The sequence below is a fragment of the Sphingomonas sp. GW821-FHT10F11 genome, from assembly GCF_058809095.1.
This window is the reverse complement of record NZ_JBXASH010000003.1, coordinates 1-14,764: the sequence shown is the minus strand read 5'-3', so window position 1 is coordinate 14,764 and position 14,764 is coordinate 1. Positions and strand designations below refer to the sequence as shown.

At 66.0% G+C, this 14,764-nt stretch carries 10 protein-coding genes; 1 reads left to right on the top strand and 9 read right to left on the bottom strand.

Annotation, left to right across the window (positions count from 1 at the left end):
* Positions 1 to 56: 56 nt before the first annotated feature.
* From AC1RT8_RS10585 to AC1RT8_RS10545, 9 genes are all read right to left on the bottom strand, one after another.
* The gene (locus AC1RT8_RS10585; RefSeq protein WP_493075602.1) at positions 57 to 893 is read right to left on the bottom strand and encodes a p-hydroxycinnamoyl CoA hydratase/lyase; all 837 of its coding nucleotides are present in this window, start codon (positions 891 to 893) and stop codon (positions 57 to 59) included.
* Positions 894 to 1,013: 120 nt separating this feature from the next.
* Positions 1,014 to 2,450: an aldehyde dehydrogenase gene (locus tag AC1RT8_RS10580; RefSeq protein WP_493075601.1), complete on the bottom strand. Its 1,437-nt coding sequence runs from the start codon at positions 2,448 to 2,450 to the stop codon at positions 1,014 to 1,016.
* Positions 2,451 to 3,057: 607 nt separating this feature from the next.
* On the bottom strand, positions 3,058 to 4,341 hold the full coding sequence (locus AC1RT8_RS10575; protein ID WP_493076121.1) for an MFS transporter: 1,284 nt from the start codon (positions 4,339 to 4,341) through the stop codon (positions 3,058 to 3,060).
* 13 nt (positions 4,342 to 4,354) lie between these two features.
* Positions 4,355 to 5,191, bottom strand: coding sequence for a 2-keto-4-pentenoate hydratase (locus AC1RT8_RS10570; protein ID WP_493075600.1), 837 nt, complete (start codon positions 5,189 to 5,191; stop codon positions 4,355 to 4,357).
* Positions 5,191 to 6,420, bottom strand: coding sequence for an alginate lyase family protein (locus AC1RT8_RS10565; RefSeq protein ID WP_493075599.1), 1,230 nt, complete (start codon positions 6,418 to 6,420; stop codon positions 5,191 to 5,193). Before AC1RT8_RS10565 ends, AC1RT8_RS10570 begins: the two co-directional genes overlap by 1 nt.
* 5 nt (positions 6,421 to 6,425) lie before the next feature.
* The gene (locus tag AC1RT8_RS10560; protein ID WP_493075598.1) at positions 6,426 to 7,697 is read right to left on the bottom strand and encodes an alginate lyase family protein; all 1,272 of its coding nucleotides are present in this window, start codon (positions 7,695 to 7,697) and stop codon (positions 6,426 to 6,428) included.
* A complete protein-coding gene (locus AC1RT8_RS10555) occupies positions 7,694 to 10,684 on the bottom strand; it encodes a TonB-dependent receptor (RefSeq protein WP_493075597.1) in 2,991 nt (996 codons plus the stop codon). Before AC1RT8_RS10555 ends, AC1RT8_RS10560 begins: the two co-directional genes overlap by 4 nt.
* Before the next feature lie 101 nt (positions 10,685 to 10,785).
* Complete coding sequence (locus tag AC1RT8_RS10550) at positions 10,786 to 12,681, bottom strand: hypothetical protein (RefSeq protein ID WP_493075596.1); 1,896 nt, start codon at positions 12,679 to 12,681, stop codon at positions 10,786 to 10,788.
* On the bottom strand, positions 12,678 to 13,832 hold the full coding sequence (locus AC1RT8_RS10545; protein WP_493075595.1) for a glycoside hydrolase family 88/105 protein: 1,155 nt from the start codon (positions 13,830 to 13,832) through the stop codon (positions 12,678 to 12,680). Before AC1RT8_RS10545 ends, AC1RT8_RS10550 begins: the two co-directional genes overlap by 4 nt.
* 252 nt (positions 13,833 to 14,084) lie before the next feature.
* Here AC1RT8_RS10545 and AC1RT8_RS10540 point away from each other — a divergent pair.
* Positions 14,085 to 14,764: enolase-like domain-containing protein (locus tag AC1RT8_RS10540; protein ID WP_493075594.1), on the top strand; the 680-nt coding region annotated here is incomplete at its 3' end.

Below are 14,764 nucleotides of genomic sequence, written 5' to 3'. Positions count from 1 at the left end.
TTGCGTGCGCGGGACGATGGACCCCGGAACAAGTCCGGGGTGACGATTAGGAGGCTTCAGGCCTTCTGCTTCGACGTGTCGTACGCTCCGAGCCCGGGCTTGAAACTCTTGTCGTCGATGAACTGCTTGATGCCTTCCTTGCGGCCTTCATTGTCGTGGCTGTTGGCCGCTTCCTGCGCGCGGATCAGATAATCCTCGGCATCGTCATAGCTCATCACGCCGACGCGGCGGACCGCGTCCTTGGTCGCTTTCAGCGCGACCGGATTCTTCTTGAGCAGCACCCCGGCGACCTCGGTCACCCGGTCCTTGAGCTCAGCGAGCGGCAGTGCCTCGTTGACCAGGCCCCAATCGGCGGCGGTCTTGCCGTCGACATTCTCGCCCATCATCGCGTGGTACATCGCCTTGCGGAACGGCAGCAGCTCGGTAGCGACCTTGGTCGCCCCGCCGCCGGGCAGGATGCCCCAGTTGATCTCGCTGAGCCCGAACTGCGCTTCCTCCGCCGCAAAGGCCAGGTCGCAGGCGAACAGCGGGCCGTAACCGCCGCCGAAGCACCAGCCATTGACCATCGCGATCGTCGGCTTCTGATACCAGCGCAGGCGCCGCCACCAGCCATAGCTCTCGCGCTGCGCCTGACGGGTCGCGCCCAGACCCTTGGCCTCGGTCTCCCGGAAATATTCCTTCAGGTCCATGCCCGCCGACCAGGCCGCGCCCTCGCCCGACAGCACCAGCACACCGACATCGTCGCGATATTCGAGGAGATCGAGCACCTCCATCATGTCGCGGTTGAGCGTGGGCGACATGCAGTTGCGCTTGTCCGGCCGGTTGAAACGCACCCAGGCGATGCGATCGATCACGTCATAGGCGACGGTGCCGTTGGAGCTGGTCTCGGTCATACACAATTCCTGTATTCTCCCTTCCCTGGAAGGGAGGGGTCGGGGGTGGGTCGGCCGCAGGGGCAGCGCTCGTGGAGAGCACCCACCCCCGGCCCCTCCCTGCAAGCAGGGAGGGGAGGCCTAGATCGGAAACTGGCCTTGCTGGGTTTCGATGGTGATCCAGCGCAGCTCGGTGAAGCTGTCGATGCCTGCCTTGCCGCCGAAGCGGCCATAGCCGGAGGCCTTGGTGCCGCCGAACGGCATCTGCGCCTCGTCATGCACGGTCGGGCCGTTGACGTGGCAGATGCCCGACTTGATCTGACGCGCGACGCGCAGGCCCCGGGCGGTGTCTTTCGTAAACACCGCCGCCGACAGGCCATAGTCGGTGTCGTTGGCCAGCTCTATCGCATGCGCCTCGTCCCGGGCGCGGGTGATGCCGACGACAGGTCCGAAGCTTTCGTCGCGGAACAGCTTCATCTCGGGCGTCACCCTGTCGATGACATGGGCCGGCATCAGCACGCCATCGGCGTCGCCGCCATTGACCTGCACCGCGCCGGCGCCGAGCGCATCCGCGATCAGGCCCTTCACATGATCGACCGTCTTCTGGTCGACCACCGCGCCCAGCGGCGTCTTGCCCTCGCGCGGATCGCCGACCGGCATGGAGCCGACCTTGGCCGCGAATTTCTCGACGAACGCGTCGGCCACGCTGTCGACCACGATGATCCGCTCGGTCGACATGCAGATCTGGCCCGAATTCATGAACGCGCCGAACGCGGCCGCCTTCACTGCCTCGTCGAGATCGGCATCGTCCAGCACGATCAGCGGCGCCTTGCCGCCCAGTTCGAGCAGCACGGGTTTCAGATGCTCCGCCGCGCGCTTCGCGATGATCTTGCCGACCATGGTCGATCCGGTGAAGTTGATGCGGCGCACCGCTGGATGGTCGACCAGCGCGGCGACGATCTCGGCCGCGTCCTTCGGCGCATTGCTGACCAGCACGATCGCGCCCTTGGGCAGGCCCGCTTCCTCGAACGCCTCGACGATCAGGCCGTGGGTACGCGGGCATTGTTCCGACGCCTTCAGCACCACCGTGTTGCCGCACGCCAGCGGCATGGCCACCGCACGCACGCCGAGGATGATCGGCGCGTTCCACGGCGCGATGCCGAGCATCACGCCGACCGGCTCGCGTAGCGCCATCGCGATGCAGCCGGGTTTGTCCGACGGGATCACTTCGCCGCCGATCTGGGTGGTCATCGCTGCCGCCTCGCGCACGATCCCGGCGGCGAGCATCAGGTTGAACCCTGCCCAGCCCCGGGTCGCGCCGATCTCGCCCATCATCGCTTCGATGAACTGCGGCGCCCTGGCTTCCAGCGCATCGGCGGCCTTCATCAGCAGTACGCGCCGGGCATTCGGGCCCATCGCCGACCAGACCGGGAAGGCCGCCGCCGCCGCTTCGCACGCGGCATTGGCATCAGCGACGCTCGCCGCAGGCGCGGTGCTCGCGACTTCACCCGTTACTGGATCGAGGCGATCGAAAGTCGTTGCCGAACGTTCGGCGAGCATGGTGTCGGATTCGGTCATCACCCTCTCCATAATTGTTATGTGATATAGCATGATGGATTGAAGGCCGCAAGACCCACACGCCCCCTGCGCCTGCCGGTGCGCGTCACTTCCGATGTGAGCCGAGCGAGATGGTCGGCGCCCGCCTTGGGATCGCCTGGGGCACATCGACGGCATGAAACGCGTCCAACAAAAAGGGCGCCGTGCTGCCTGTTCCTGGCTGATAATTTTTTGCTGGCTGTTATGTTGGATTTTGAACCGGGATTTACGGCCCGGTTTCAAGCGTTTGCGGCCATGCTGGCTGTTATCGAATAACAGCCAGCTAACAGCCAGCATGCTGGCTGTTCTGCCGGAAAAACAGCCGGCGCCGATCGTCCGGCATCTTCAAGCTGAGAAAGAGTGGGGCGGCGCCCAGCGAGAGCGTCGTCCGATCCCACGCTGCCATGAGTCGCTGTCAGGTTGAATCGACGCCCCCCGCCGCTGAAGGCCGAGCCGCCCTAGTCGTCAGCGAGCGCCTGCCGCGACGGCGCGCACCTGCTATCGGTGTCGTCGCCATGGCGAGCAATGCCGCTCACCGACCATGACAGGCTCGATGGAAGCGTCCGTCATCGTCCGGCGGTTTCCGGGATCAGGCGACCTGAACGCGGGCGAGACGCGGCGTGAGCAGATGCACACAGGCCAGGGCGATGACATAGACGCTTCCCGCCACCGCGAAGATCAGCGTATAGCTGCCGGTCGCGTCGAGGATATAGCCGACGAACTTGGCCATCATCATCCCGCCGATCGCGCCGGCGGTCCCGCCGATCCCGACCACCGATCCGACCGCGGCGCGCGGGAACATGTCCGACGGGATGGTGTAGAGATTGGCCGACCAGGCCTGGTGCGCGGCGGTCGCGATGCCCAGGATCGCCACCGCGGCCCACAGGCTGGTGACATATTGCGCGAAGAAGATCGGCATCACCAGAAAGGCGCAGGCGAGCATGGTGAGCTTGCGCGCCCGGTTTGCGGTCATCCCGCGCTTCATCAGCTTCGACGAACTCCAGCCGCCGGCCACACTGCCCAGGTCCGAGATGAGATAGATGACGACCAAAGGCGGGCCGAAGCTCTTCAGATCGAGGCCATAGGTCTTGGCGAGGAAGTCGGGCGTCCAGAACAGGAAGAGCCACCAGATCGGGTCGGTCAGGAACTTGCCGATCGCAAAGGCCCAGGTCTCGCGATAGCGCAGCAGGCGCAGCCAGCTGATCTTCTCGGCCGGGTCGGCGGGATCGCTCTCGATATAGGCGAGCTCGCTCTCGGAAACCCGCGGCTGCTCGCGCGGTCGGCGATAGACCGCGATCCAGGCGACCAGCCAAACCAGGCTGGCAATGCCGGTGATGACGAAGGCCATGCGCCAGCCGAACGCGATGGTGATGATCGGCACGATCAGCGGGGTGACGACCGCGCCGATATTGGCGCCGGCGTTGAACACGCCGGTCGCGAAGGCGCGCTCCCGCGCCGGGAACCATTCCGACACCACCTTGATGCCCGCCGGGAAATTGCCGGATTCGCCAATGCCGAGGATGAAGCGCGCGGCGGAGAACTGGAAGGCGTTGCCGGCAAAGCCGCACAGGGTGTGGCCAAGCGTCCAGATGGTGAAGGCGATCGAATAGCCGATCCGCGCGCCAAGCCGGTCGATGATCCAGCCAAAGCTGAGATAGCCCATCGCATAGGCCGCCTGGAACCAGAAGATCACGTCGGCATAGGTCTTGTCGTTCCAGCCGAGTTCGGCCGAAATGGTCGGTTTCAGCACGCCGATCATCTGGCGATCGACATAGTTGATCGCGGTCGCCGCGAAGAGCAGGCCGCAGATCAGCCATCGATAGCGCCCGATCCTGTCGGTTGCCGCCGCCACCACCGTGTCGCCTGTGCTCATCGTCATGTCCCGATCAATCCCGATTGCCCTGCGCCACGATGGCGCACCCGACGGACAGTGTCTCGCCAAACCGTGCCTCGACCCGCTCCCCGACCGAAACGGGATGGACCCCGGTGACGGCGCCGGTGGATATCCACTGCCCCGGCTCGAGTGCGAGGCCGCGTTTCGCGCAAAGCTCGGCGACGAAGCGGACCGCTCCCCAGGGGCCATCCAGCATGGTCGCGGTGGTGGCGCGCCCGATCTCGGTGCCGTTGAGCAGGAAGGCGACCGGAATCGAATCCAGGTCGGCGGAACGCCATCCGGCAAGCTCCTCACCGACCAGCAGGCCGTTATTGTTGCCGAAATCCGATGCGGTGACGGCAGGCCCGAGATCGTTGATGGCACCGAGCGGCGAACTGGCGATCTCGATGCCGATCGCCACCCGATCGACCAGACCACGGGCCTCCTCCAACGTCCACACCGTCTTCGAGGGATCGGTTCGCGTGCCGATGCGCAACAGGAACTCGGCCTCGGCCGCAGCGAACCCGCCCGCGATCACCGGCATCTCGCGGGTACCGCCCAGGTCTCCCTCGACGATCGCGTCGGCAAAGATCGGGCCCGCAAGCCGGTTGGCGCCCATATGCTCGGAAGCAGGGGGATTGATCCGCCCGAGCTTCCATCCACCGACGGACCCGCCGCGCAACGCGATCGCCAGCGCCTGGATCGCATAGGCTTCACCGAGCGATTCCGGCAGCGTGCCGGGATAATAGCCAAGCGCCTTGCCGGCCCGCCGCGCCGCGACGAAGCTGGCCGCGATCGACCGATGCTCGGCGCGTCCCTCGACGAGGTCCCGGGGCGTTCGATCCGCCATCATGAGTCTGTTCCATTGTGTGAGGCGCCGGGCGAAACCCAGAGCAGTGGCTGGCGAATCGGGAAGTTCCGGACGATCTCCGGCACTGTCGGGTCGGGCTCGAGCGATTTCCACAGATCGAGCCAGTCGGCCCGTCCAAGCGCAAGCCCGCCGAAGAGCAGGCTCGGTTGCCGGACGGGCAGCGCGTCGAAATATTCGACATCGCGCGGATAGGGCCAGCGCGTCTTGTCGCGGATATAGCGTGCCATGAAGTCGATCGCCGGGCCGACCCCCCGCCCGTCATCCGTGGCGAAGCGCCAGAGATCAACGCCGCCGCCCGACAGGAGCTGGCAGGCCCCGGCAAGGACATCGAGGTTGAACAGCGAATAGCTGAAGGGTTTGGTGCGCGCGAGTTCGAACGGCTGGCTGCCATCTGGTGCGATCTGGCGCGGAATCAGCACGTCCGTCAGCCGCGTGCGGACGTTGTCGAGGACCGCCCTGTCGCCGGTCAGGGACGCGAAGGCGGCTGCCTGAAGCAGCCAGCAGCTGCCGTGATTATTGGCCTGGTCGCGCTCCTCCCGGCCGGGCGCTGAGGTGGTGAGCCAGGCCAGATAGTCGCGGAACCACCTATCGACGCCCTGCCGCGTCCGGTCGTCATAGCCCGGCGCGTGGTGCCGGCCGAGAAGCTCGGCGGCGCGCGCGACCTCGACGATCTGCAGCGTATCGATGATGCCGATCGCGCGACCCTGATTGACCCCGATGATCGCCTGGGCATGGGCCAGGTTCGGCGTCATGCGGGTCGACGGGTCGACGAACCAGGCCTTGAGATGGGCTACGGCGTGGCGGGCATAGCGCGCATCCCGCGACACCCGCCAGGCCGAGGTCAAAGCGGGCATATCGATGCCGAAGCGGATCAGCAGGTCGCGGTGGCCGTCGAACTTCGCCGGATTGGAGAAGCCGTCGCGGCGGACATAGGGGCCGTTGGGGTTGGCCGGGTCGGGCCACCAATAATCGCCTTCCGAATAATAATCGTGGCGACTGCCCGGGCTGCGCGGCGCCGGGACGGCGGTGATCGTCAGCGGCGCCCGCGCCAGGCAGGCATCGGCCGCCCGCATCACCCGTTGCCGGTCGATCGCGGCGAGATCGATCGGCGCGGCGGCGGCCGACCGGCCTGCCACCGCCAGGCAGGCTGCCCCGGCAAGCATGTCCCGCCGGCCGAACAGGAAGGGCGAAGGGGCCGGGCGACCCATGACGGTCAGCGCGCCGCGGACGCTTGAGGGCGGTAGAGCAGCGCCAGCGTGCCCTCACCGGAACGAGGATAACGCCCCGGCCCCCAGGCCCAGTCGGCCCGGGTCAGCAGCGCGTCGAGTTCGGCCGCCGGCCAGTTCAGTTCCTTGTACGGCCAGTCGGCCTGCCGGCCGCGATAGGCGGCGATGAAGTCGGTCGCCTTGCGCAGACCGCGCCCCTTGTCGTCGGCATAGCGCCACAGATCGAGGCCAAGGCAGCCGGCCATCTCCGCCACGTCATAAGCGGGTTCCAGCGCGTAGATCGAATAGTGGAAGCTGCGCGTGCGGGTCAGCTCCCCCGGAAGCGAGCCCGACGGATCGAACTGGCTGGCGATCCGCCGTTTGGGGAATTCCATGACCGCCTTGCGCGCAATCGCCGGGCGGCGCGCGAACAGCGCATATTGGGTGAGCTGGGCGTCGAACCACATGCCGTGATTGTTCTTCGCCGCCTGTTCCTCGCGACCCGTCGGGCTGCTCAGCATCCAGTCGACATAGCGGCCGAACCAGGTTTCCAGCGCTTTCACCTCGGCATCGCTTAGCGCGCCCGACGGACCGATCAGGCCCACCGCGTCGATCACCGGCTGAAAGGCATTGGTGTCGAGCACGCCCTCGGCGCGTCCATTCTCACGGCCCGGCACTGCCTGGGCGAACCTGGCATTGGGGTTCATTGCCGTCGCTGGGTCGAGGAACCAGGTGCGGATGACCTCGGCCGCCTTGTCGGCATATTTGCGGTCGCCACTGTAGAAATAGGCGAGCGACAGGGTTTCCGCGTCGCCGCTCATCCGGCCGATCGCGGTGCGATCATAGGATTTCGTGTCGCGCTTCGGATTCACCTCGCCGTCGCGGCGGACATAAGGGCCATTGGGGTTGGCCGGATCGGGCCACCAATAGGGCGCGATGCTGAGATAGTCGTGGCGGTCGTCGGACAGCGGGATGGTCGTCTTGTCCATCACCGATCCGGGCTTGCGCTGGAGCGCGGCGTCGGCGCGGGCGATCAGCGCGGCATAGGCTTTCACCACCGCCGGATCGGTATCGCGAACCGCCTTGATCGCTTCCAGCTGATCGGGCTTCAGATAAAAGGTCCGCCGCCCCCCGAACGCCGCCTTATACCCTTCCTCCGCGGCGCAGGACGACGGCGTCGATGGCGCACGCAGGGAAAAATCCGCCGCTGCCGACGGGGAGTCGGCAGCGGCGAAGCTGGCACAGGCGAGGAAGAGAGTCGCCGTGCCGAACCGGATCACAGGCGCACCCGGAAACCGAGGAAATATTGCGGGCCGCTGTTGCTGACCTCGGCGATGCTGTCCACGCCGCCCTTGTAGAAGACGTCCTTGGTGCCCGTGACGTTGAGCGCCTGGGCCTTGAGCTGGACGTTCTTGGTCAGGTCGTACTGCGCCGACAGGTTGAGATAGCCCGCGCCGCGCACCTCGCGATTGGTGCCCCCGTTCGGCTTGTAATAGGACGAACGGTAGCGATAGGACGCGCGCAACGACGCCCCCCATTTCTCGAAATAGACCGAACCGCTGGCGGTGAATTTCGACAGGCCGATCAGGTTCGACGGCTCGAGATAGGGCGCGAGCGTCGAGGTATCGGGGAATTCGAAATCGGCAAAGGCGCGGTTGGCCGAGCCGGTCACCCCGAAGCCGTCGAGCGGCGAGGGCAGCCAGGTGAAGGCGTGGCTGGCCGTCACCTCGACGCCGTAGAGATGGCGTTGATCGAGATCGTTGGCCGGGCCCACCGGGTTGATCGTCATGCTCCGCGTCTGACGCGGACCGCCATCGGTGATGGTGGTGACGGTGATGTCGGTCGGGATCGGCTCCGAACGGCCGATCACCGCGCCCGTGACCCATTTATAATAACCCGCGATCGCCAGCAGCGTGTCCTTCGACGCGTAGAGCTCGAGCGAGGCGTCGGCGTTCCAGGCGCGGAACGGCTTGAGGTTCGGGTTGCCGGTGGTCGCGTTGAAGATGATGTTGTTGGCGCCCGTTCCGGTGCCCGGGGTGAGGGTGATGCCGGCACCGAAACTCTCGATGCCCGAGCGCGCGATCGCGCGATAACCGGCGAGGCGCAGCTTGAGCTTGTCGCTGAGATCGAACGCGATGTTCGCACTGGGCAGCCAATATTCGTAGCGGCCCTTGGCGGTGTTCGAGGTCAGCGTGCCCGCCGGATCGACCGCGACGGTATAATTGTCGGCACCGGTATCCACCGTGATCAGATAGGCCTGGCGATAGCCGATCGAGGTGATGTCGGTGCGGACATAGCGCAGGCCGACATTGCCGCTGAACGGCACGCTCCCCAGGTCCGACCGGAAATTCGCCATCGCATAGGCGGCATAGATCCGCTCCTGCACGTTGATATCGCTCGGGTCGCGGCCGTCGGCCGGATAGGGCAAGGCATCGTCGCTGCCGGCGAAGGCGCGGAACAGGCAGTCATTGTCGAAGGTCGCCCAGTTGGTCAGGTTGGTGCCCTGCCCCGCCATGTAGGACGTGGTGGTGAACGGTACGCGGCAATTCTGGTTGGCCGCGGTGATGATCGCCGACACCTGCGCCGGCGTGCCCGGGATGGTGTTCAGATCGGTGTTGCGCGCATTGTCGTTGGTGCGCTGATGGTTCGATACCCGGCCGCCGACCTTCACCGAGGTCAGGAAGCCGTCGAGTTCGCGCGTCACGTCGAACCGGCCGGCCCAGATCTCGTCCTCGCGATCGGTGACGAAGCGATTGCGCGCATAGACCGCGTTGTTGGCGAGCGCGAGGAAGTTGGCGGGGTTGGTCACGTCGAAATTGTCGAACACGACATTCGGCACGACATTGTCGCCGACATAGGTGAGCGTATAGGCGACGCGGTTGGTCGAGCGCATCCGCGTCGCCTTCTGCGTCTCGGTCCGGTGCGAGCGCGAATAGGAACCGTCGGCGGTGATCTTCCACTGGTCAGGCGTCCAGGCGAAGCTGATCCCGCCACCGATATATTCCTCGTTGCGCTGGCGCGTCTCGAGCTGATCCTCGATGTTGGAATTGCCGCGATAGCTGATCAGCGCGCCGGGCGAATAGCCGTTGGTGCCGTTGCCGATGATCAGCGGCTGGATGCCGCGAAGCCCTTCGGCGATCGACAGGACGTTGCGGTCCTCGAGGCTGTCGCGCTTCGAATATTGGCCGTCGAGCGCGATCTCGAAATCGGGCGAGGGGCGCCATTGCAGCGCGCCGATCACCGCGTCGCGAACCTCGGCGGTCTTTTGCGTGCGGAAGCTGCGCGAGGAATTGGCGAAATAGACCGGGCCGCGGGTTTCCCCGACGACCGTGCCGGCCACGGTGCGCGGGCCCGTCGCCAGCACGCAATTCTGGTTGGCGCCCGACGCGGTCTGCACCGCGGCGCTGCCGGTCAGGACGGTGGGATTGTTCGCCGAGGTGTTGCACGCCTGGAAGGTCGCGTTGGCGTTGTAATAATCCTCAGGCGTGGTGGTATCCTGGCGCTGATAGCCGATGCTGATCCCGATATCGCCGATGCCGGTCTTGAACTGGTCGGTATAGGAGATGTTGGCGCGGTAGCCGATGCCGTCATGCTGATAGACGTCATTGTCCTTGGGCTGATAATCCGCGCGGAACTCGGCCTGGATGCGGCGCTTGCCATAGTCGAGCGGCTTCATCGAGCGCAGTTCGATGACGCCGCCGACGCCGCCCTCCAGGAAATCGGCCTGTTGAGTCTTGTACACGAGCACGCCGTTGACCAGCTCCGACGGGAATTGCTGGAACGCGACCGAGCGATCCGGTCCCGCGGTCGAGACTTCGCGGCCATTGAAGGTGGAGAGGGTGAAGGTCGGGCCGAAGCCGCGCACCGACAGCTCGTTGGCATTGCCCTTGAAGCGATCGGCGGAAACACCGGTGATGCGCTCGAGCGTGTCGCCGACCGAATTGTCCGGGGTCGCGCCGATCTCGTCGCTGACCAGGCCGTCGACAATGACCGCCGAATCGCGCTTGAGCTCGATCGAGCTGCGCTGGGTCGCCCGAGCGCCGGTGACGACGATATCCTGGGCGACGCCTTCCTGCGCCGCGATATCGGCCGTGTCGGTCTTCGGGACCTGATCCTGTCCGGATTCCGCCGCGGCCAGCACGACGCCCGTGCCGGGCGGCGGTGCGGAGGGGGTTTCCGCGGCGGCGAGCGGCGACAGGCCGATTCCCGCGACCGATGCCAGCAGGAGCGCGCGTGCCGCATGACGGCGATTCGTCGTGTTGATCATTATATCCTCCCAAGTTTTTTGATCGGCGACCCAAGCCGCCGTCACGCCCCGATTGCTACCGGTGTCATTGGAGATCGAAAGTAACCGCGTCTGGCGCCGTGTCAATCCAAATCGCGATAGTTGTATGACAATGTCCAGCCCAAGGACAAAGTTGTCATTGGTTTTTCCGATTGAGAAACAACGGCTTTCTTGCAGCGAACAATCGTCGAAAAAGGCCCTGTCGGCGCGCCGTAAGAGGCGCCATCGGCCGGCGTTGCCGTGCAATCGCCCAGGCCCCGCGCCGCGAATCCGGAGACCTCGCCCTGGCCGAATCGGACCGTCGAGCCACGCGCCGACGCCCGATTCGAGAAGGTCGCGAATTCCAGATCGACCCGCGCGATCCTGGCCGTCGGCTGCGCCATGATCCTGTCGCTGCGCGTGATCCTGCCCGGCGAAAAGACATAGCGGGTCTCGATCGCCACCCGGGCATCGCGCCGGGCATTGGCCGCCCCCATCAGATCGAGCGCATCCTGGCGCCATCCTATTTCCGTCACGGCGCCGCGCCGCTTGACCGACAGGTTCCTGAAAAAGGCAAGCGGCATCAGCACGCTGCCGTCGGCCAGCGTGATCCGCGGCACGAGGTGCGGATATGCCGCATCGGCCGATCCCTGCAGCAGGCCCGGCGCGAAGGGCACCGGGAAATAGGGCGTGTTCATATGCTGCCCGCCGGCGCCGTTGATCACCGGCAGGCCGATCACCTGCCCGCGGTCGCGGATCGTGACGAGCGCCCGGTCATACTCCCCGCGCGCGAACCAGGTCATGGTCGATCTGGGCAACCGGTCGAGCCACCGCGCATAGTCCGCCGACGGCGCCTGCCCGCGATAGCCCAGGTCGTTCCAGATCGCATCGGTATAGATATACTGGCGCGCAAGGCTGAGATTTTCGCCGAAGATGCGGTGCTTGCCGCGATAGGTGTCGGTCCGCCGGCCATGGTCCCACATGTCGACCGATCCCGTCGCCGGATCGACCCAGAAATCCATGTAGCGCGCCGCGATCCGCGACGAGAAGGCATAGGCCATGCGCTCCTCGACCGGGCTGAGCACCTTGAACCGCGCCGCCGCGGTCAGCACCTCGAGAAACGCCGTCTCGCCATAGGTGCCGATGCTGCGCCCATATTCGAAGCCTTCACCGCCAAGGTTGAAGCGCGGCAGCATCAGGTCGACCGACCGGCGCAGCCATTGTTTCACCTCGGGCGTCGGCGCCATCCCGGTCTCGGCGAGGCGTTGCGCGATCTCGCCGATCAGCAGCACGCTGTACCGGTCGAACCGACCTTCCCCTTCCGTCTCGTCGGCAAAGCCGTATTTGCCGGAATAGAGCCGGTAATGATCGATCATCTTCGCCAGCAGCGCCTCGCTGGCGCTGGCATCTTCCCAGCCCATCAGGAAGCGGAAGCGGGCGACGCTGAAGGCGACGCCGTAATAATTGTTCGGCAGGTTGATCAGCGAAAGGTCGGGCCGGACGAAGCGCCGCCAGTCGAGCTGCGTCCGCAGTTTCGCCAGGGTCGCCGGCCGCACCGCGCGGTCCAGCAGCCCCGCCTCTTTCAGCTGGTGGAGCGCCGAGACGTAATAATAGATGCCCCAGCTGTCGTTCGCGTCGCCGATGGTGAGATCGGCGATATCGGCATAGTCGGCGAGGCGCCGGTCGAGACGCGGATCGCCGCGCGGCAGGTCCAGCACATGATAGCTCATCGCCGCCGCGATCTTGCCGGGCAGGAACTTGTCGCCGCTGTCGAAGACCTTCACCCCGTCCAGCACCATCTCGCGGCGCTCGCGCAGCAAGTGCGCCAGCAAGTGCTCGACCTGCGGCATCAGCCGTCGCTCGACCGTGTCGTGCATCGGCGGCGCGACCGCATAGACGGGTCCGTGCGGCCGGCCGGCCCAGCGATCGGGCGAGGCCGGCGCGCTTGGTCCAGCAGCCAGCGGGGCCGCGGCCAGCGCGGCCATCAGGACCGTCTTCATCGCCGGATCTTGTGCCGCGACAGATCGTACATCGCGCTTCCCGCCAGCAGGAAGGCGCCCGCGCCGTAGAATTGGGTGTCGGCCTGCGCCACCGAATCCGGCCGGTCGCTGACCTGCTGCACCCAGCCGAGCATCCCGTCGGGCTGGACCGCGCGCTGCAACGCCGCCCAGCCGCGGATCGCGGCGGGGCGATAGGTGGCGTCGTCGAGCAGCCCCGCCTCGATCCCCCAGGCGAGTGCATAGACGAAAAAGGCGGTACCGCTCGATTCGGGCTGGGTGTTCGGCCCGTCGTCGAGCAGCGACGGCGCCCAATAGCCATCGGGTTTCTGCAGCTTCAGCGCCCGCGCCGCCATCTCGCGGAACAGCCCGACATAATAGGCGCGCATCGGATCGGTCCGGTCGAGCTGCGGGATGATCCGCACGAGGCCGCCCATCACCCAGCCATTGCCACGGCTCCAGAACAGCTTGCGCCCCGCCGCGTCGCGCGGCTCGAAGAAGCGGCTGTCACGGAAGAACAGATGTTCGGCGGGGTCGTAGAGATAGTCCCTGGTCGCGCGATATTCCTCATGCGCGAACGCGGCATAACGCTTGTCGCCGGTCGCCCGGGAAACCGCCAACAGGCTCGGCGGCGCCATGAACAAGGCATCGCACCAGCACCACCGGGTCGTGCAGGCCGGATCGCCGGGCGCGGGCGGCGGAACAAAACGCAAATCGTTCGTCGGGCGATTGGCCAGCACATGATCGAAATAGGCGATCATCGGCTTGACCGCCGCCTGCCCGGCGCCGTGCCGCGACGCCCAGAGCCAGGCCTGGGCGATCAGCTGGTCGTCGGCATGGAAGGGCCGGTCGCCCAGCTGCCAGCCGGCTTCCCGCCCGAGATCGAGTATCGTCTTGGCATAGCGCGGGTCGCGGGTCCGGTCGGCCAGCTCGGTCAGCGCCACCCAGAAGGTCGCCTGCTGCCAGCCGCGCGGATTGCCCGTGCTCGCGGTGGCCGACGGCATCCGATCGAAACTGTCGCGGTGGGTGAGCTGCCAGTCGGCGACCCGGCGCGTGGCGGCGAGGATATCGGCGGGGCGCGGCATGGCGGTTTCGGCTGTCGCCGGCGCCACCAGCATGACGGCGCTTGCCGCGGCGGGAAGGATCACGAACATCATTTTCTCCCAGATACCCGGCTCATTGGCGACCGGAAGGACGGCGGCGGGCTCGCCAGGGTGATGGCGCGCCAGCCTTTTGCCCGCAAGGCGCGGCACCCCGCGGCTGGGCCGAATGAATCCGATTCGCGCATCCCTGCTCCTCCTGTCCGGTCCCGGTTTTCTGACACCGGTGACAAAAACATCTTTCCTTTTTCAGCGGCCCTGTCAATAAAGTTGTATGACAAGTATGAAAAAGGCTAGGGGAGCCTGATGCCGAAGATCACGAATGCGCGCGTCATCGTCACTAGCCCTGGGCGGAATTTCGTCACGTTGAAGATCGAGACGGACGAGGGGTTGTACGGCCTTGGCGATGCGACCTTGAACGGGCGGGAGCTGAGCGTGGCGAGCTATCTGCAGGACCATGTCGTGCCGTGCCTGATCGGGCGCGACGCGCACCGGATCGAGGATGTGTGGCAGTTCCTCTACAAGGGGGCGTACTGGCGCCGGGGTCCGGTGACCATGTCGGCGATCGCCGCGGTCGACACGGCCTTGTGGGACATCAAGGGCAAGATCGCGGGGTTGCCGGTCTATCAGCTGCTGGGCGGGGCGAGCCGTGAGGGCGTGATGGTGTACGGCCATGCCAATGGCAGGACGATCGAGGAGACGGTCGACAACGCGCTCCATTACCAGTCGCTCGGCTACAAGGCGATCAGGCTTCAGTCGGGCGTCCCGGGCCTTGCCTCGACCTATGGTGTGTCGAAGGACCGCTATTTCTACGAGCCGGCCGATGCCGATTTGCCGACCGAGAATGTCTGGTCGAGCGAGAAATATCTGCGCTCCGTCCCGCCCTTGTTCGAGAAGGCCCGCGAGGCACTCGGCTGGGACGTGCATCTGCTGCACGACATCCATCACCGCCTGACCCCGATCGAGGCAGGCCGCCTGGGCAAGGA

Coding starts and splice junctions, on each gene's coding strand:
- AC1RT8_RS10585 (WP_493075602.1), bottom strand. CDS start 893: ATGACCGAGACCAGCTCCAACGGCACCGTCGCCTATGACGTGATCGAT.
- AC1RT8_RS10580 (WP_493075601.1), bottom strand. CDS start 2,450: ATGACCGAATCCGACACCATGCTCGCCGAACGTTCGGCAACGACTTTC.
- AC1RT8_RS10575 (WP_493076121.1), bottom strand. CDS start 4,341: ATGAGCACAGGCGACACGGTGGTGGCGGCGGCAACCGACAGGATCGGG.
- AC1RT8_RS10570 (WP_493075600.1), bottom strand. CDS start 5,191: ATGGCGGATCGAACGCCCCGGGACCTCGTCGAGGGACGCGCCGAGCAT.
- AC1RT8_RS10565 (WP_493075599.1), bottom strand. CDS start 6,420: ATGGGTCGCCCGGCCCCTTCGCCCTTCCTGTTCGGCCGGCGGGACATG.
- AC1RT8_RS10555 (WP_493075597.1), bottom strand. CDS start 10,684: ATGATCAACACGACGAATCGCCGTCATGCGGCACGCGCGCTCCTGCTG.
- AC1RT8_RS10550 (WP_493075596.1), bottom strand. CDS start 12,681: ATGAAGACGGTCCTGATGGCCGCGCTGGCCGCGGCCCCGCTGGCTGCT.
- AC1RT8_RS10545 (WP_493075595.1), bottom strand. CDS start 13,832: ATGTTCGTGATCCTTCCCGCCGCGGCAAGCGCCGTCATGCTGGTGGCG.